18 protein-coding genes are annotated in these 15164 nt (G+C 72.8%); 14 read left to right on the top strand and 4 right to left on the bottom strand.

Going from position 1 to position 15164, the window contains the following annotated elements:
• Positions 1-237: 237 nt before the first annotated feature.
• The 3 genes from ACYF6T_RS31350 (at position 238) to ACYF6T_RS31360 (ending at position 1256) form a co-directional block, all read left to right on the top strand.
• Entirely contained in the window at positions 238-729 is a 492-nt protein-coding gene (locus tag ACYF6T_RS31350; RefSeq protein WP_461700686.1) for a DUF2975 domain-containing protein, read from the top strand.
• A complete protein-coding gene (locus ACYF6T_RS31355; RefSeq protein WP_461700687.1) occupies positions 729-950 on the top strand; it encodes a helix-turn-helix domain-containing protein in 222 nt (73 codons plus the stop codon). The genes ACYF6T_RS31350 and ACYF6T_RS31355 overlap by 1 nt, the downstream gene beginning before the upstream one ends.
• A 132-nt stretch (positions 951-1082) precedes the next feature.
• Positions 1083-1256, top strand: a complete 174-nt coding sequence (locus ACYF6T_RS31360; protein WP_461700689.1) for a hypothetical protein — start codon at positions 1083-1085, stop codon at positions 1254-1256.
• Positions 1257-1259: 3 nt separating this feature from the next.
• Here the strand turns inward: ACYF6T_RS31360 and ACYF6T_RS31365 are convergent, their stop codons facing one another.
• Positions 1260-2144 (bottom strand): alpha/beta fold hydrolase, encoded by an 885-nt coding sequence (locus tag ACYF6T_RS31365; protein WP_461700690.1) that lies wholly within the window; start codon positions 2142-2144, stop codon positions 1260-1262.
• A gap of 300 nt (positions 2145-2444) precedes the next feature.
• Between ACYF6T_RS31365 and ACYF6T_RS31370 the strand changes: the two genes are divergently transcribed.
• A complete protein-coding gene (locus ACYF6T_RS31370; RefSeq protein ID WP_461700691.1) occupies positions 2445-3740 on the top strand; it encodes an MFS transporter in 1296 nt (431 codons plus the stop codon).
• Positions 3741-3756: 16 nt separating this feature from the next.
• On the opposite strand, the gene ACYF6T_RS31375 is transcribed toward ACYF6T_RS31370, so the two are convergent.
• Positions 3757-4617, bottom strand: a complete 861-nt coding sequence (locus ACYF6T_RS31375) for a LysR family transcriptional regulator (protein WP_461700692.1) — start codon at positions 4615-4617, stop codon at positions 3757-3759.
• Positions 4618-4769: 152 nt separating this feature from the next.
• On the opposite strand from ACYF6T_RS31375, the gene ACYF6T_RS31380 reads away from it, so the two are divergent.
• From ACYF6T_RS31380 to ACYF6T_RS31400, 5 genes are all read left to right on the top strand, one after another.
• Positions 4770-6020, top strand: a complete 1251-nt coding sequence (locus ACYF6T_RS31380; protein WP_461700693.1) for an MFS transporter — start codon at positions 4770-4772, stop codon at positions 6018-6020.
• Positions 6021-6185: 165 nt separating this feature from the next.
• Positions 6186-7007, top strand: a complete 822-nt coding sequence (locus tag ACYF6T_RS31385; protein WP_461700694.1) for an MIP/aquaporin family protein — start codon at positions 6186-6188, stop codon at positions 7005-7007.
• 93 nt (positions 7008-7100) lie between these two features.
• The gene (locus ACYF6T_RS31390) at positions 7101-8165 is read left to right on the top strand and encodes a sodium:calcium antiporter (protein WP_461700695.1); all 1065 of its coding nucleotides are present in this window, start codon (positions 7101-7103) and stop codon (positions 8163-8165) included.
• A 125-nt stretch (positions 8166-8290) separates the two neighbouring features.
• Positions 8291-9208 carry an NADP-dependent oxidoreductase gene (locus ACYF6T_RS31395; protein ID WP_461700696.1) on the top strand — a complete coding sequence of 306 codons (918 nt, stop codon included), beginning with the start codon at positions 8291-8293 and terminating at the stop codon, positions 9206-9208.
• Positions 9209-9423: 215 nt separating this feature from the next.
• Positions 9424-10053, top strand: a complete 630-nt coding sequence (locus tag ACYF6T_RS31400; RefSeq protein WP_461700697.1) for a GyrI-like domain-containing protein — start codon at positions 9424-9426, stop codon at positions 10051-10053.
• A gap of 11 nt (positions 10054-10064) precedes the next feature.
• Here ACYF6T_RS31400 and ACYF6T_RS31405 read toward each other — a convergent pair whose 3' ends face one another.
• Together ACYF6T_RS31405 and ACYF6T_RS31410 are read right to left on the bottom strand one after the other, a co-directional pair.
• On the bottom strand, positions 10065-10607 hold the full coding sequence (locus tag ACYF6T_RS31405) for a hypothetical protein (RefSeq protein WP_461700698.1): 543 nt from the start codon (positions 10605-10607) through the stop codon (positions 10065-10067).
• Positions 10608-10758: 151 nt separating this feature from the next.
• Positions 10759-11334 (bottom strand): helix-turn-helix domain-containing protein, encoded by a 576-nt coding sequence (locus ACYF6T_RS31410; RefSeq protein WP_461700699.1) that lies wholly within the window; start codon positions 11332-11334, stop codon positions 10759-10761.
• 362 nt (positions 11335-11696) lie between these two features.
• Between ACYF6T_RS31410 and ACYF6T_RS31415 the strand changes: the two genes are divergently transcribed.
• From ACYF6T_RS31415 to ACYF6T_RS31435, 5 genes are all read left to right on the top strand, one after another.
• Positions 11697-12071, top strand: a complete 375-nt coding sequence (locus tag ACYF6T_RS31415; RefSeq protein ID WP_461700700.1) for a roadblock/LC7 domain-containing protein — start codon at positions 11697-11699, stop codon at positions 12069-12071.
• A gap of 209 nt (positions 12072-12280) precedes the next feature.
• Positions 12281-12652: an ArsR/SmtB family transcription factor gene (locus ACYF6T_RS31420; protein ID WP_461700702.1), complete on the top strand. Its 372-nt coding sequence runs from the start codon at positions 12281-12283 to the stop codon at positions 12650-12652.
• Positions 12653-12784: 132 nt separating this feature from the next.
• Complete coding sequence (locus tag ACYF6T_RS31425) at positions 12785-13675, top strand: SDR family oxidoreductase (RefSeq protein WP_461700703.1); 891 nt, start codon at positions 12785-12787, stop codon at positions 13673-13675.
• A gap of 18 nt (positions 13676-13693) precedes the next feature.
• Positions 13694-14197: an MOSC domain-containing protein gene (locus tag ACYF6T_RS31430; protein WP_461700704.1), complete on the top strand. Its 504-nt coding sequence runs from the start codon at positions 13694-13696 to the stop codon at positions 14195-14197.
• A 25-nt stretch (positions 14198-14222) separates the two neighbouring features.
• Positions 14223-15119 carry a PfkB family carbohydrate kinase gene (locus ACYF6T_RS31435; RefSeq protein WP_461700705.1) on the top strand — a complete coding sequence of 299 codons (897 nt, stop codon included), beginning with the start codon at positions 14223-14225 and terminating at the stop codon, positions 15117-15119.
• Positions 15120-15164: the final 45 nt, after the last annotated feature.

Raw genomic sequence — 15164 nt, forward strand, 5'->3', positions numbered from 1 at the left:
ATCCTCACATTAGCGGTCGTCGGGCGGACGACCGGGTCGACTGCCGCACGCTCACGCACTCCGGTGAGCGGCGAGGGCCGCGGGCTGCGCGTCGAGCCGGCCCCCCTCGCCGGCCGTGCGGTGCGCGGGCAGACCGTACGGGGGTCGGTCCGCTCGCGCACCGCCCCTGCGGGGAGTGTTGCCCGCACCCATCGATATTCGATAGATTCCCATCGGAATTCGATTGGGAGGTGAGTCATGGGCAAGCTGGCCGTCGGGGCGCTGCGCGTCATTCTCGGGGTGGTGCTCGTCGGCACCGTCTTCGTCCAGGTGTTGATGATGTGGACGCTGATCAGCGGGAACGACCCGGAGGACGGGTCACTGCCCCTGACCGCGCTGCGGGTGGTCACCCTCGTGGGCATGGTGTCGGTCCAGATCGCCGTGGTCTGCGTGGGGAGGCTGGTGACGATGGTGCGACGGGGAACCGTCTTCTCGAACGCCGCCTTCCGCTACGTGGACGGCGTGATCGGCGCGATCGTGGCGGCCGCCCTCGTGTGGTTCACGGTCACCGCCCTCAACGCGCCGGGCCAGCGGGACGACCCGGGCGTGACCCTCATCATGGGCGGAATCGGCGTGGCCGTCCTGGGGGTCGCCCTCATCGTGCTCGTCCTGCGGATGCTGCTCGCCCAGGCCGTCGCACGCGACGTCGAAGCGTCGCGGATGCAGGCCGAGTTGGACGAGGTGATCTGATGCCGATCGTCGTCGACATCGACGTGATGCTGGCCAAGCGGAAGATGCAGGTGGGCGAACTGGCGGACCGCGTCGGCATCACACCCGCCAACCTCGCGGTGCTCAAGAACGGCCGTGCCAAGGCGGTGCGCTTCACGACCCTCGCCGCGCTCTGCGAGGTGCTCGAGTGCCAACCGGGCGACCTGCTGCGCTGGGAAGCCGAGGACGCGGCGGGACACTGACGGGCTCCGGCCCGGCCGACCTTCACCGCACCCTCACACCACCGGTGGGCCTGTCTTCGGGAAACGGGCACCCGATGTCCACGAACGTCGATGAGGGAGTGCTTCGTTGTGATCGTCGTAGCGGGCTTGGTCGTGCCTGTCCTGGGTGCGCTGTTGCTGCTGATGGACCGGGTCGAGGACTGGCTGACGGCGGAGCCCGGCGCGCCACGGCACGCGCGCACGCGACGACATCTGAAGCTGATCCACGGCGGCGGACGCGCCGAGCCGCAGGCGTCCTCCCCCCACGGGCACCGGGACGCGGCCTGACCCCTAGGCGGTCATCCACCCGGCCTTCTCCCAGAACGCGCGCAGCGCGGTGACGAGTTCCTCGGGCGCCTCCTCGGCGATGTGGTGCCCGGAGTCGATCGGGCCGCCTTCCAGCCGGTCGCCCGCCCAGTCGCGCCAGACGCCCAGGACGTCGCCGTAGAGGTCGACCATGTCGTCACGGGTGGCCCACAGCACCTGCAACGGGCAGCCGACACGCCGGCCGGCCCGCCGGTCGGCGTCGTCGTGCTCCCGGTCGACGCCGAGGCCGGCCCGGTAGTCCTCGCACATGGCGTGCACGGTCGCCGGATCGTGTATCGCCCGCCGGTAGTCCTCGTACGCTTCGGCGCCCATCTGCTCGGCGGTGGCCCTGTACCAGGCGTCGGGGTCGGCGTTGATGAGGCGTTCGGCGGGCTTGTCCGTCTGGCCGAGGAAGAACCAGTGCCACCAGCTCGCGGCGAAGCCGGCGTCACAGCGTCGCAGCGCCTCCCCGATGGGGACGGCGTCCAGCACGCTGACGGCCGAGACCGCCTCGGGGTGGTCCAGGGCGAGGCGTGTGGCGACGTAGGCGCCCCGGTCGTGCCCGACGACCGCGAACCGCTCGTGCCCGAGCCGGCGCATGACCGCGAGGCAGTCGCCGGCCATGGCCCGTTTGGAGTACGGACGGTGTTCTGCGTCGGTCGCGGGCTTGTCGGACCGGCCGTACCCGCGCAGGTCGGGGCAGACGACGGTGTGGCCCGCCGCGGCGAGCAGCGGGGCGACGCGGTGCCAGGTGGCGTGCGTGCGCGGGTGGCCGTGCAGGAGCAGCACGGCAGGGCCGCTGCCGCCGTGGCGGACCCGCAGTCCGGCCCCGTCGCCCTGGCAGCGCGTCAGCTCGAAGCCGTCGAACACGTACCCTCCCAGGCTCGTCGTCGACGCTCGTGTGCCCCGCAGGAGATCATCCACACGGACGGGGCCCCGGCCGGGCCGCTTCCGCTGATCGCCTTTCGCGGGCGGCGGGCGGGAGTTAGGGTCTGGGCAGCGAGTGGCTTACGAGGGCAGCGAGTGGCTTACGAGGAGTGAAGACATGGTCGGTCGTCCGCGCACGCGTTGACGTCCCAGGCCCTTCGGCGGCCCGTCATCGCGTGCCGCCCTCGACGCGCGGCACAGCGAGCCTTTCCTTCCCGCTGCCCTTCTTCACGAGGGATTCCTGTGCCGTCCTCGTCTTCATCCTCTTCCTCCGCCGCGTCCGATCACGCCCGCCCTGTTCCGTCGGGCCTGTGGCGCGACGCCGACTTCCGCCGGCTCTGGGTGGGCCAGACCGTCTCCCAGCTGGGCGAGCACACCAGCCTGGTGGTGCTGCCGCTCTTCGCCGTGCTGACGCTCGGCGCCGACGCGGGTCGGCTGGGCGCCCTGCGTGCCGTGGGGCAGGCGCCGATCGTGCTGCTGTCGCTGTTCGCCGGCGCGTGGGTGGACAGGTGGCGGACCCGCACGCTGATGGTGGTGACGGACGCCGGCCGGGCCCTGGTCCTGGGCGCCGCCGCCGTGGCCGGCGTCCTCGGCGGGCTGGGCCTGCCGGGGCTGCTCGTGGTCGCGTTCGGCGTCGGGGCGCTGTCCGTGATCTTCGACGTGGCGTACCAGTCGTCCCTGGTACGGCTGGTGGAGCGCGAGCAGTTGGTGCGCGGCAACAGCGCGCTGGAGGGCAGCCGGTCCGCCGCGCAGATCGGCGGTCCCGCGCTCGGCGGTGCGCTGGTGTCCGCGCTGTCGGCGCCGATCGCCCTCGCCTGCGGTGCGGTGTTCTTCACGCTGTCGTTCCTGTCGATACGACGCATCGGTGGCCGTGAGTCCGTCCCGGACCGCTCGGTGCGTCCACCGCGCCTGTGGCGGCGCATCCACGAGGGCCTGCGTTTCGTCGCCGGGGACACCGCGCTGCGGACCGTGTGCCTCGCGTCCGCCGCGTTCCAGTTCTTCCTCGCGGCGGCGATGACCGTCTGTCTGCTGTTCCTGCCACGGGACCTGCACCTGTCGGGCACCGCCGTCGGGCTGGCGCTCGCGGCCTCGGGACCGGGCGCACTGGTGGGTTCGCTGCTGGCCGCCCGCCTGCCGCGCCGCCTCGGGCACGGGACCGTCCTCGTGGGCGCGGCGGCGCTCGGCGACGGCGTGTTCCTCGTCGTGCCCGCGCTGCGCGGCGCCGGCGCGCTGACGGTCGTCGTGCTCGTCGCGGTCAACTTCGTCTTCGGTGCCTTCGGTCAGCTGGTGAACGTCACGGTCATGGCCGTCCGGCAGTCCCTCACCCCGGCCGCGATGCAAGGCCGGGCGACCGCGACGATCACCTTCGTCGGCATGGGACTGACGCCGCTCGGCTCCCTGCTCGGCGGCCTCCTCGCGGACGTGTGGGGCACGCGCGCGAGCCTGACGGCAACGGCCGCCGGCATGCTGCTGTCCCCGGCCCTGATGGCCCTCTCCCCCCTGGCCCGCCTGGGCCGGACGCTTCCGGGCAGCCCGTGAACCGCAACCGACCCCGCTACCCGATGTGGCGCAGCAGTTCGGTCACCGCCGGGGCGAGGTCTCCGCGCGGGTGGACGACCCGCATCCGCCAGGTCGGCGCGTGGGAGGTGAAGGGGCGGACGGACAGGTCGGGGAAACGGGCGGCCAGGGACGGGGGCAGGATGCAGACGCCGAGGCCGTGGCGTACGAGGTCGGTGGCGCCGAGGACGTCGTTCACCTCGAAGGCGGTGGTCCGTTCGACGGCCGCCGACCGCAGGGCCCGGTCGACCGAGGTGCGGATCGCCCAGCCGAGGGGGAAGTCGACCAACGGCAGACCGACCGCCTCGGCCAGGGTCACCGGGCGTTCCGGCACACGTGTGTCCCCCGGCGCGGCGACCAGCACCATGTCCTCCCGCGCCAGTGACCGGCCGGCGAGCCCCCGCAGCCGCGACGCCTCCAGGGCCACGACCGCCAGGTCGACGACCCCCTCGCGCAGGGCCCGCGGGATGTCGTCGGCGGGGGCCTGGCGCAGCCGCACCGCGACCGCGGGGTGTTCCCGGTGGAAGGCGGCCAGGCCGGGGGCGAGACCGGCGTAGAGCCCCTGCATCACGCCGACCGTGATCTGCCCGCGCAGTTCCGCCTGGGCCAGGGCGACGGCCGTCCGGGCCTCCTCGGCGGCCCGGAGCGCGGTGCGCGCGGACGACAGGAACGCCCGTCCCGCCGGGGTCAGCGACACGCGGTGCGTGGTGCGCTGGAAGAGCTGCGCGCCCAGTTCGCGCTCCAGCGCGCGCACCGTCCCGGAGACCGCGGACTGCACCACGTGCAGCCGTCGCGCCGCCGCGGTGAATCCGCCCTCCTCGGCGACCGCGACGACGACCTCCATCTGCCGGAGTTCCATGCCGCCGCCCTCCGTCCGGTCATCTCTGAACGAGATTACCGTCATCGCCGATCATCGCAGCCGAGGGGGAAGCGGTCCGGGCCGGCGCCGGTTGGGACGGACAGGCGGTGCGGAAGCCGCCGCAGCCACCGTTCACGGATCGGAGTGCTCCCATGTCGATGTCCTCGGCCACCCGCCCCTCAGGCGGCGTCGACCGCCGCGCGCCGCACACCCGCCGCACCCCTCGCGCCTACGGCACGGGGTTCTGGACGATCGCCGCCGTGTTCGTCACGGCGATGGCGTTCTCGACCGTTCCGACGCCGCTGTATCCGCTCTACCAGGCGCACGACGGCTTCTCGGCGTTCACCGTGACGGTCGTGTTCGCGGTCTACGCCGTCGGGGTCCTCGCCAGTCTGGTCCTGGCCGGGCACGTCTCGGACTGGCTGGGCCGCAAGAAGGTGCTGACCGCCGCGCTGGCCCTGGAACTCGTCGCCGCGGCCCTGTTCCTCGCCGGCACCTCCCTGCCCGTGCTCCTCGTCGCGCGGCTCGTCACCGGGCTCGGTGTCGGCATGCTCACCGCGACGGCCACCGCCCATCTGCACGACCTGCACCGGGCCCACCGGCCCGGTGGTTCCCCGCAGCGGTTCGAGATCGTCTCCACCGCGGCGAACATCGGCGGGCTCGGGCTCGGTCCGCTGGTGGCGGGCGCGCTGGCCCAGTACCTGGGAGCGCCGCTGCGTCTGTCGTACGCCGTCCTCGGGGTTCTGCTGCTGATCGGTGTCGCGGCGATCGCCCTGACGCCGGAGACGGTGCAGAGGCCGCAGGTCCGGCCGGCGTACCGGCCGCAGCGGGTGAGCGCCGACCACGGGGACCGGGCCGGCTACCTGGCCGCGGCCGCCGCCGGGTTCGCCTCACTGGCGGTCTTCGGACTGTTCACCTCCCTGGTCCCGGGCTTCGTCGGCGGCACCCTGCACCATCCCTCGCGGGCGCTCGCCGGGCTGATCGTGTTCGTGGTGTTCGGTGCGGCCGCGGCGGCGCAGGTGCTGACCGGGCGGCTCGGCCCGCGGGCGCGGCGCACCGCGGGACTGCTCGCCCAGGCCGTCGGGGTGGCCGTACTGGCGGTGGGTGTGCGCAGCGCGAGCCTGAGCGTGTTCGTCCTCGCCGGTGTCGTGGCCGGCGCGGGCGCCGGGATGCTGTTCAAGTCGGCCGTGGGTTCCGTCGCGGCGATGGCGGCCCCGGCCCGACGCGGTGAGGCCCTGGCCGGACTGTTCCTGATCTCCTACCTCGGCCTGGCCCTGCTGCCCGTCGGCCTCGGCGTCGCCACCCGGTACACCTCCGTGGCCGGGGCGATGACGTGGTTCAGCGCGGTGGTCCTGGTCCTGCTCGCCGGGGTGGCTCTGCTCGGCCGGCGCGCCCGGATGTGACGCTTGCGGGTGACATCCGGTCGTTTTGTTGACCCATCTGGCCCGGCCGCCGCTGCCTGAAGAGGTGACCGGGGTTCCAGTTGTTGCTGGGCCCCTGGACGTTCTGCGTGAAATCACTACGCTCAGGGCCAAATTGCCCAACCACGCGGTGGAAGGCGGTGCCCCATGGCGGAGTGGACGGCCCGGAGAGGGCTGATCGGTGAACTCCTGGCGGAGTTCCTCGGCACGATGGTCCTCATCCTCTTCGGCTGCGGTGTGGTCGCCCAGGTGGTGGCCGCGGGGATCGGGGACCACGACAGCATCGCCTGGGCCTGGGGCTTCGGCGTCACGCTCGGCGTGTACGTCGCCGCCCGGGTCAGCGGAGCCCATCTCAATCCCGCGGTGACCGTGGCGCTGGCGGCGTTCAAGGGCTTCTCGTGGAGCAAGGTCCTGCCCTACTCGGTGGCGCAGACCGCGGGCGCGTTCGTGGCGGCGCTGCTGGTGCGCTGGAACTACACCGAGGTCCTGGCCAAGGCCGACCCCGGGCACACCATCAAGACCCAGGGCGTCTTCTCGACCCTGCCCGGCAACGGCGCCCTGCCCGTGAGCGAACTCGGGGCGCTGCGCGACCAGGTGATCGGCACGGCCATCCTGGTCCTGCTCATCTTCGCCATCACCGACCTCCTCAACACCCCGCCCGGCGCCAACCTGGCCCCGCTGATCATCGGTTTCCTGGTGGTGGCGATCGGCATGGCGTGGGGCACCGACGCCGGTTACGCCATCAACCCGGCCCGTGACTTCGGCCCCCGCCTGGCCAGCTATCTCACCGGCTACGGCACCGCCTGGCGCGATCAGTACGGCAACCTCTACTTCTGGGTGCCGATCGTCGGCCCCCTTATCGGCGGGGTGGTCGGCGCGGCCGTGTACCGGCTGCTGATCACGCCGTACCTGCCGCCTCCGGAGGCGGAGCAGGAGCCCGGCCGGGTGCCGACGCCCGATGGTGCGTAGCGGCACCGCGCGGTGACGCGCCCGTTCCAGCGCCGTGCGGCCACGGGCCGCGTGCACCGGTTCCGGTCGTGATCCACGGGTACTCCCCGCCGCATGGGATCGATGAGTTCGCCGGTGTTGTTGCTGCTGTTCGTGGCCAGTGCGGTCGTGATCTGGTTCGCGGGCGTCAAACTGTCCGACACCACCGACGTGCTGGCGCAGCGGCTGCGTCTGGGCAGCGCGCTGGGCGGGCTGGTCCTGCTGGCGATCGCCACCAACCTCCCCGAGATCGCGATCACCGCGAGCGCGGCCGTGGCGGACCAGCTCGATGTCGCCGTGGGCAACATCCTCGGCGGCATCGCCGTGCAGACCGTCGTGCTGGCCGTCCTGGACGCCGGCGGAGTGCGTCCCCGCGCGCCGCTCACCCGGATGGCGGCCAGCCTGCAACTCGTCCTCGAAGGCGGCCTGGTGGTCGTCGTCCTGGCCGTCGTCGTGATGGGCGCACAGCTCTCCCCTGCGCTGCACGCCGGCGGTCTGGCCCCGGCGTCGGTGGCCATCGCCGCGCTGTGGGTCGTCGGACTGGTCCTGCTCGACCGCGCCGGGCGCGGCCTGCCGTGGCGGGAGGGCGGCGACGCGCCCGACAGCCAGCCCGAGCCCCGCGGGCACTCCAAGGACAAGAAGGAGAAGGCGGCCAGCGCACGGGGCGTGAGCACGGCCCGCGCGGCGCTGGTCTTCTCCCTCTCCGCCCTGGCCACCCTCGTCGCCGGCGTCGTGATCGAGCGCAGCGGCGAGGAGTTCTTCGCCCGGCAGGGGCTCAGCGGTGTCCTGTTCGGCGCCACCGTGCTGGCGGCGGCCACCTCGCTGCCCGAGGTCAGCACCGGTCTGACCTCGACCGGGCTGGGCGACTACCAGCTCGCCGTCAGCGACATCTTCGGCGGCAACGCCTTCCTTCCCGTCCTGTTCCTCCTCGCCGACCTCCTCTCCGGCCATCCGGTCCTGCCGGCCGCCCACGACACCGACATCTACCTCACCGCGCTCGGCATCATCCTGACCGTGGTGTACATGGCCGGCCTGATCTTCCGCCCGCGACGTCAGTACGCCCGCATGGGCGTCGACAGCGTCGCGGCGGTGGTCGTCTACCTCGCCGGAATCGCCGGCCTGGCCACGATCGCCACCTGACCCACGCCCGAGCGGGAAGACAACTCCCTTGCCGCGCCGTTGAGTCCGACGGCGCGGCCGAAGTGCGGCCGTCCACGAGGTGACCGTCCAGGGCTTGTCCGAGCGAGGAAGTGCGGTGATCGCGCATGAAGGCGGTGCGGTTCCATGAGTACGGCGGGATCGATGTGCTGCGGGTGGAGGAGGTGGAGCGGCCCGTGCCCGGGCCCGGGCAGCTGCTGGTCGAGGTTCGGGCGGCCGGGATCCAGCCCGGTGAGGTGATGATCCGCGAGGGCGCACGGCACAAACGCTGGCCGGCCGCCTTCCCCTCCGGACAGGGCAGCGATCTCGCCGGCGTCGTGGTGGAGCTCGGCCCGGAGGTGCGCGGCTTCGCGCCGGGCGACGAGGTCCTGGGCTTCACCCACAACCGGGCCAGTCACGCGGAGTTCGTCGTGGTGGACGACGTGAACGTCGTCGCCCGTCCCCAGGGGCTGCCCTGGGAGATCGCCGGGTCGTTGTACGTGGCCGGCACGACCGCGTACGCCTCCGTCTTCGCGGTCGACCCGGGGCCGGCCGACACCGTCGTGGTGTCCGGCGCCGCGGGGGGCGTCGGCTCGCTGGCGGTGCAGCTCGCGCGGCGGCGCGGCGCCACGGTGATCGGGCTGGCCGGCGAGCGCAACCACGCCTGGCTCAAGGAGCACGGGGTGGTGCCGGTCCGGTACGGGGAGGGCGTGGCCGAGCGGATCCGGAAGGCCGCCGGCGGGAGCGTCGACGCGTTCATCGACACCTTCGGCGACGGTTACGTGGAGCTGGCGGTGGAACTGGGCGTCCGGCCCGAGCGCATCAACACCATCCGCGACTGGCAGGCCGCGGCCAGGGTCGGCGCGCGGACCTACGGGGAGGGTTCGGCGGCGTGCGCGGTCGTCGTCGGCGAACTCGCCCGCCTCGCCGCGCGCGGGGAACTTCAGGTGCCGATCGCGCGGACCTACCCGCTGGAGCAGGTGCGGGACGCCTTCCGCGAACTGGAACGCGGCCACACCCACGGCAAGATCGTGCTCCGCCCGTAGCACCGCCCAGCGCCCCTGACATCGGCCTCGTCCAGACCTGGTACGGCTGCCATCGGGCAGCGCACGAGCGGCGCCCACCGCGCCGGCGACGGTACGGCGTCGCGGTGGGCGCTCCGGGACAGGCGCGCCTACGATGCCCCGATGCAGCCACACCGCACCGGCACCCGCCTGCTCACCGACGTGGACCAGCGCCACGGACGCCTCGGGTGTGAGGCATGACCGCCACGTACGACGTCAAGCGTGAGCTCAAGGCGTGCTACGCGCCCAAGAACACCGACTGGGAACTCGTCGACATCCCCGAGCTCCGGTTCCTCGCCGTCGACGGGCATGGTGACCCGAACACCAGTGCCGCCTACCGTCACGCGGTCGAGGCGCTCTACGCGGTCGCCTACACGGTCAAGTTCGCGAGCAAGGGCCGGCTCGGCAGGGACTTCATGGTGGGCCCGCTGGAGGGTCTGTGGTGGGCCGACGACATGGCCGACTTCCTGGCCCGGCGCAAGGACAACTGGCGCTGGAGACTGCTCATCCACGTCCCCGACTGGATCACCGCCGACATGATCGACGACGCCAGGGACACCGCCGCGGCCAAGAAGAAGAACCTGCCGGCCGTTCCCGACGTCCGGTCACAGACGCTGCACGAGGGCACCTGCGCCCAGGTTCTCCACATCGGCTCGTACGACGACGAGACGCCGATCCTGACCAGGCTGCACCGCGACTACCTCCCCGCCCACCACCTGCGGGAGGCGGGCCTGCACCACGAGATCTACCTCAGCGACCCCCGCCGCACCGACCCCGCCAGGCTCAGGACGATCCTGCGGCAGCCCGTCACAGCGCACCCCGGATGAACCGGGCACCCTCAGGAACGCGCGGCGTCCGGCTCCCGGGTCTCGTCGGGGCCCTGGCCCGCGGACCGTCCGCCGACCGGTGGGCGCGGCGGCCGGCTGACCGGCACCTGGGTGAGCCGTCGGCGCTGGGGATCGACGTACAGGCGCGCGGTGTTGATGAAGTGCAGCCGGGCCGCCTCCATGCGGTCCCTCGCCAGGCGCCATGCCTCGTTGGAGGCGGTCTGCCGGATGAACTGGTCCCGGCATTCCCAGAACACCTCGTCGACCTGGCCCGCCGCCTGCACGACCGCCGGGCTCCCGACGAGCCAGATGGTGCCCAGGGCCACGTTCCAGGGCACCCAGTCCACCGGCTCGCCGTGCTTCCAGGCCCGCAAGAGGGCGAGCTGAATGCGCGTGGACTCGGCGACGACCGCCGAGCAGGCGGCGATCTGCTGGTCGCGGACCCAGTGCAGGCGATCACTGCGGCTGGTGAGCAGAGACCCCGCCACCACGCCGACCAGCGTGGTGGCCACTCCGCCGACGATCGTCACGGTGGTCGCCCAGTCCAGTGACATCCGACTCCCCCCTGCGGCTGCCGTATTGAACGACTCTGCCCGCCACGCTTGTGGGGATATGCGCAGGAGTTCGCGCTACGGACGCTTTTCGGCCAAGACCGCCGGGGAGGGGTGGGGCACGTGAAAGCGGCGGGACGGCGGGAGGGGCGCGTCAGGCCGCGAAGCCGACTGCCGTGACGTACTCGTACTGGCCCCACTGGGAGCCGAGGTCGACGACCACGTCGTTCACCCAGGCCTCGTCCATGCCCTGGTCGTCGCCCGCGGCCCAGGCCGCGACGACACGGTCCCAGTGGCGGACGTTGAGGGTGCGGAAGCCGACCTCGCGCTGGCGGGGCCGGGAGACGTGGGACTGGTTGAGGGGGTGGAACTCCACCCGCGTGCCGCGGCCCGCACGGTTCAGGCGGGCCAGCAGGTAGCGCGCCACGTTCCGGCGGCGCACCGCGCGATAGGCGTTCTCGATCCGCTCCAGGTTCTTCTTCGACGGCGCCCGCCTGCCCTCCAGCCAGGCCGCGAGCGTCCGCCCGGTGACCGTCAGACCGGCCTCCCGCGCCGCCTGGCGGGCGTGGTCGGTGCGGGTGAGGTAGTGCAGCCGGGCCAGCAGGCCGCGCCGGGTGGTGATCGGGGTGGCGACGAAACCGGCGAGGGCGTCGAGCCGACGGGCGACCGCCTCGTGCCCCTTGACGCCCCGGGCCCCGTACATCCCGAATTCCATGGTGCGTTCCGGCATTTCCTGCCCTCGTCCCCCTCTTTCCCTTTCCCCGGCGGGTCGTCGCCCCGAGGATAGCGGGTTCGTGGACGGGCGCGCGTTTATGCGTACCGGCTATTCACGTATTCCGGTGCTCCGCCGGATTTCGGCCCCAGGTCCGCCTCCGGCCCGCGGACGTCCGGGCGGGGCGTCAACTTCGGCCTTACGTCGGGCAGTTCTCGCCGGACGGGCGGTCCGGTCCCGGTGCCGTTCAGTCATCATGCGTCAGCACCAGAGACCTTCCCCGGGCGGCCGCGCGGAGTGCATAGCGTCCGGCCATCGGGTGGGACGGTATGCGTGCCGGCCCGCCACGGCGAGAGAAAGACACATGAAGGGGAGGCGCTGTGGCAAGTGTGGAAGTGTCATTGAAGGAGATGATGGCCGGTGTCGAGGGGGCGTTGGGAGCCGCGGTCGTCGACTACACCAGCGGCATGGCCCTGGGCACCCTCGGCGGCGGCAAGGACCTGGACCTGACGATCGCCGCCGCCGGCAACACCGACGTCATCCGGGCCAAGGTGCGCACCATGGAGCAACTCGGCCTGAGCAGCCGCATCGAGGACATCCTCATCACGCTGGAGAGCCAGTACCACCTCATCCGGCTGGTGACCGGCCGCAAGGGCAACGGGCTGTTCCTCTACCTCGTCCTCGACAAGGCCCGCTCGAACCTGGCCATGGCCCGCCACCAGCTCAAGCGGGTGGAGGAAGTGATCGAGATCTAGCTCCGGCCGTCGTCCTGCGCGGGGCAGTGCGCCCGTGATGTGAAAACTTCTTCAAGTGACCACATCAGCATGATCCCAATGTGTGGTCGTGCACCGCCCCCGAGGAGAAGGATCGGCTGGACAGCCGATGTGCACCCCGTGTGCGGCGGCATCCCGCCGGATGCCGCCGCGCCAGTCACCCCACCCCTCCGGCAGGGAGCGAGCGCGACATGCCAGTCCCCCTCTACCAGGCCAAGGCGGACTTCTTCCGCATGCTCGGGCACCCCGTGCGCATCCGGGTGCTGGAACTGCTGCAGCACGGGCCGGTCGCGGTGCGGGATCTGCTCGCCGACATCGACATCGAACCCTCCAGCCTCTCCCAGCAGCTGGCCGTGCTGCGCCGCTCCGGCATCGTCGTCTCGGTCCGGGAGGGGTCCACCGTCCGCTACGCCCTGGCCGGCGGTGACGTCGCCGACCTGTTGCGGGCCGCCCGGCGCATCCTCACCGAGCTGCTCGCCGGGCAGAACCAGCTCCTCGCCGAGCTGCGTCAGGCCGACGCCGTCGCCTCACCGCCGCCGCTGCCCAGCAACGGCCGCCGCTGAGCACCGGCCGGAAGCCCCCTCCACGCGCTCCGCTCCTGCTCCATCCGCCAGACCGGAGACAGGTGGATTTCCGCTGGTGGGATCGGGGAACCCGGTGGCCTGGCCGCACGCCCGACCAGACGGGAGACCGACGTGAGCGACGAGCAGAGGACCCAGCAGGATCCGACCACACAGCACCCCCGGCCCGGCTTTCCCTCGCAGGACCAGCCGCATCCGGGCTGGACGGGGCCGATGGATCCGCCGCCCGACCACGGCGAGGACTCCTACCGCGGTTCCGGCCGGCTGGAGGGCCGCAGGACGGTGATCACCGGCGGGGACTCCGGCATCGGCCGGGCGGTGGCCCTGGCCTTCGCCCGCGAGGGCGCCGACGTCCTGTTCTCCCACCTCCAGGAGGAGGCCGACGACGCGCGCGAGACGGCCCGGCTGGTCGAGGACGCCGGCCGCAAGGCGGTCGCCGTCTCCTGCGACATCCGCGAGGAGGACAACTGCCGGGCGCTGATCGACCGCGCGGTCGCGGAGTTCGGGGGCATCGACGTCCTGGTGAACAACGCGGCGTACCAGATGTCGCAGCCGGACGGCATCGAGGCCATCACCACCGAGCAGTTCGACCGGGTGATGCGCACCAACCTCTACGGCATGTTCTGGCTGACCAAGTACGCCCTGCCGCACATCCCGGAAGGCGGCAGCGTCATCAACTCCACGTCCGTGCAGGCCTACAAGCCCAGCCCGCATCTGCTGGACTACGCGATGACCAAGGGCGCGATCGTCACCTTCACCCAGGGACTGGCGCAGATGGTCGCCGAGCGCGGTGTCCGCGTCAACGCCGTCGCGCCCGGCCCCGTGTGGACGCCGCTGATCCCGGCGACGATGCCCGACACGGCGGAGTTCGGCAAGCAGAGCCCGCTGGGCCGGCCGGCGCAGCCGGCCGAACTGGCACCGGCGTACGTCTATCTCGCCTCCCAGGAGGCGAGCTTCATCACCGCGGAGATCCTCAACGCCACCGGCGGCACGCCCCTGCCGTGACGCCCGTAGGGTGGAGGCGTGATCCAGGTGGAGGTGCTGCAGCTGCTCGTCTCTCCGGCGCACCGGCTGGCGGGTCGGCCCGCGGACGGACCAGCGGACGGCCCGGCGGACGAGCGCGTGCGCCAGGTGGAGGTACGCCGCCACCTGGGGCTGGTCGGCGACCGCTACTTCGCCCGGCAGGCACACCGGGACGCGGCGGTGACGCTGATGTCCGCGGAGAACCTGCCCCGGGACATCAACCCCGAGGCCGACCTCCGGCACACCCGCCGCAACATCCTCCTGCGCGGCGTCGACGTCGACGCTCTCGTCGGCAGCACCATCACCCTCGACTCCGGTGACGGCCCCGTGACCTTCCGGGTGAACCGTCCGGCCAGACCCTGCGCGTGGATGAACGTCACGATCGGCCCCGGCGCCCAGAAGGCGCTGCGCGACAAGGGAGGCGTGCGCTGCACTCCCCTGTCCGACGGCGTGCTCGGCCTGGGGCCGGCCGTCCTGCGCGTGCTCGGCGCGGACGACCGGTAGCGGACGCGGGAGGAGGTGGCGGCCGGTGGAGCCGACCACGCGCGAGCGTCCTCGCGGTCTGTTCGTCGGCCTGTGCACCCTGGACGTCATCCAGCTCGTGGACCACGCGCCGGCCCCGAACGAGAAGCTGACCGCCGCCGAGCAGACCGTCGCCGCGGGCGGCCCGGCGGCGAACGCGGCGGCCGCCTTCAGCCGGCTGGGCGGCGCGGCCCGGCTGCTCACCGCCGTCGGCCGCCATCCGCTGGGCGTCGCCGCGACGGCGGACCTGACCGGGCTGGGTGTGTCCGTGTCGGACCTGGCCGCCGACGCGGCCGACCCGCCCGCCGTGTCGTCCATCCTGGTGACCGCCGCCACCGGGGACCGCGCCGTCGCCTCCAGCAACGCGACGAAGTACCGTCTGGGCCCGCCCGACGACCTCGACGCGCTGGTGGCGGCCTGTGACGTCGTCGAGTTCGACGGCCACCACATGCGACTGGCGCAGGCCGCCGCCCGGGCCGCGCGCGCCGCCGGACGGCTGACGCTGCTCGACGGAGGCAGCTGGAAGGACGGCACCACGGAGCTGCTGGCCTCCACCGACGTGGCGGTCTGCTCCGCCGACTTCCACCCGCCCGGCACCGGCACGCCCGCGGAGACCCTGCGGTTCCTGCGCGAGCACGGGGTCGCCTGGTGCGCGGTCAGCCGCGGCGGGCAGCCCCTCGTGTGGTGCGGTCCCGACGGCGGCGGCACGGTGGACGTGCCCGTCGTCCGTGTCGCCGACACGCTGGGCGCGGGAGACGTCCTGCACGGCGCCCTGGCCTACCACCTGCCCCCGCGCGAGCGCCTGACTCCGGAGCGCTTCGCCGCCGCCCTGCGCGAGGCCACCGCACTGGCCTCGCGCGCCTGCGCCTCCTTCGGCACACGGGCCTGGATGCGGGAGGCGTGAGGCGGGCAGGGGTGCCCCACGCGGCGGTCGCAGCCGACGCGGGAC

It is taken from the genome of Streptomyces sp. 7R007, assembly GCF_054850255.1.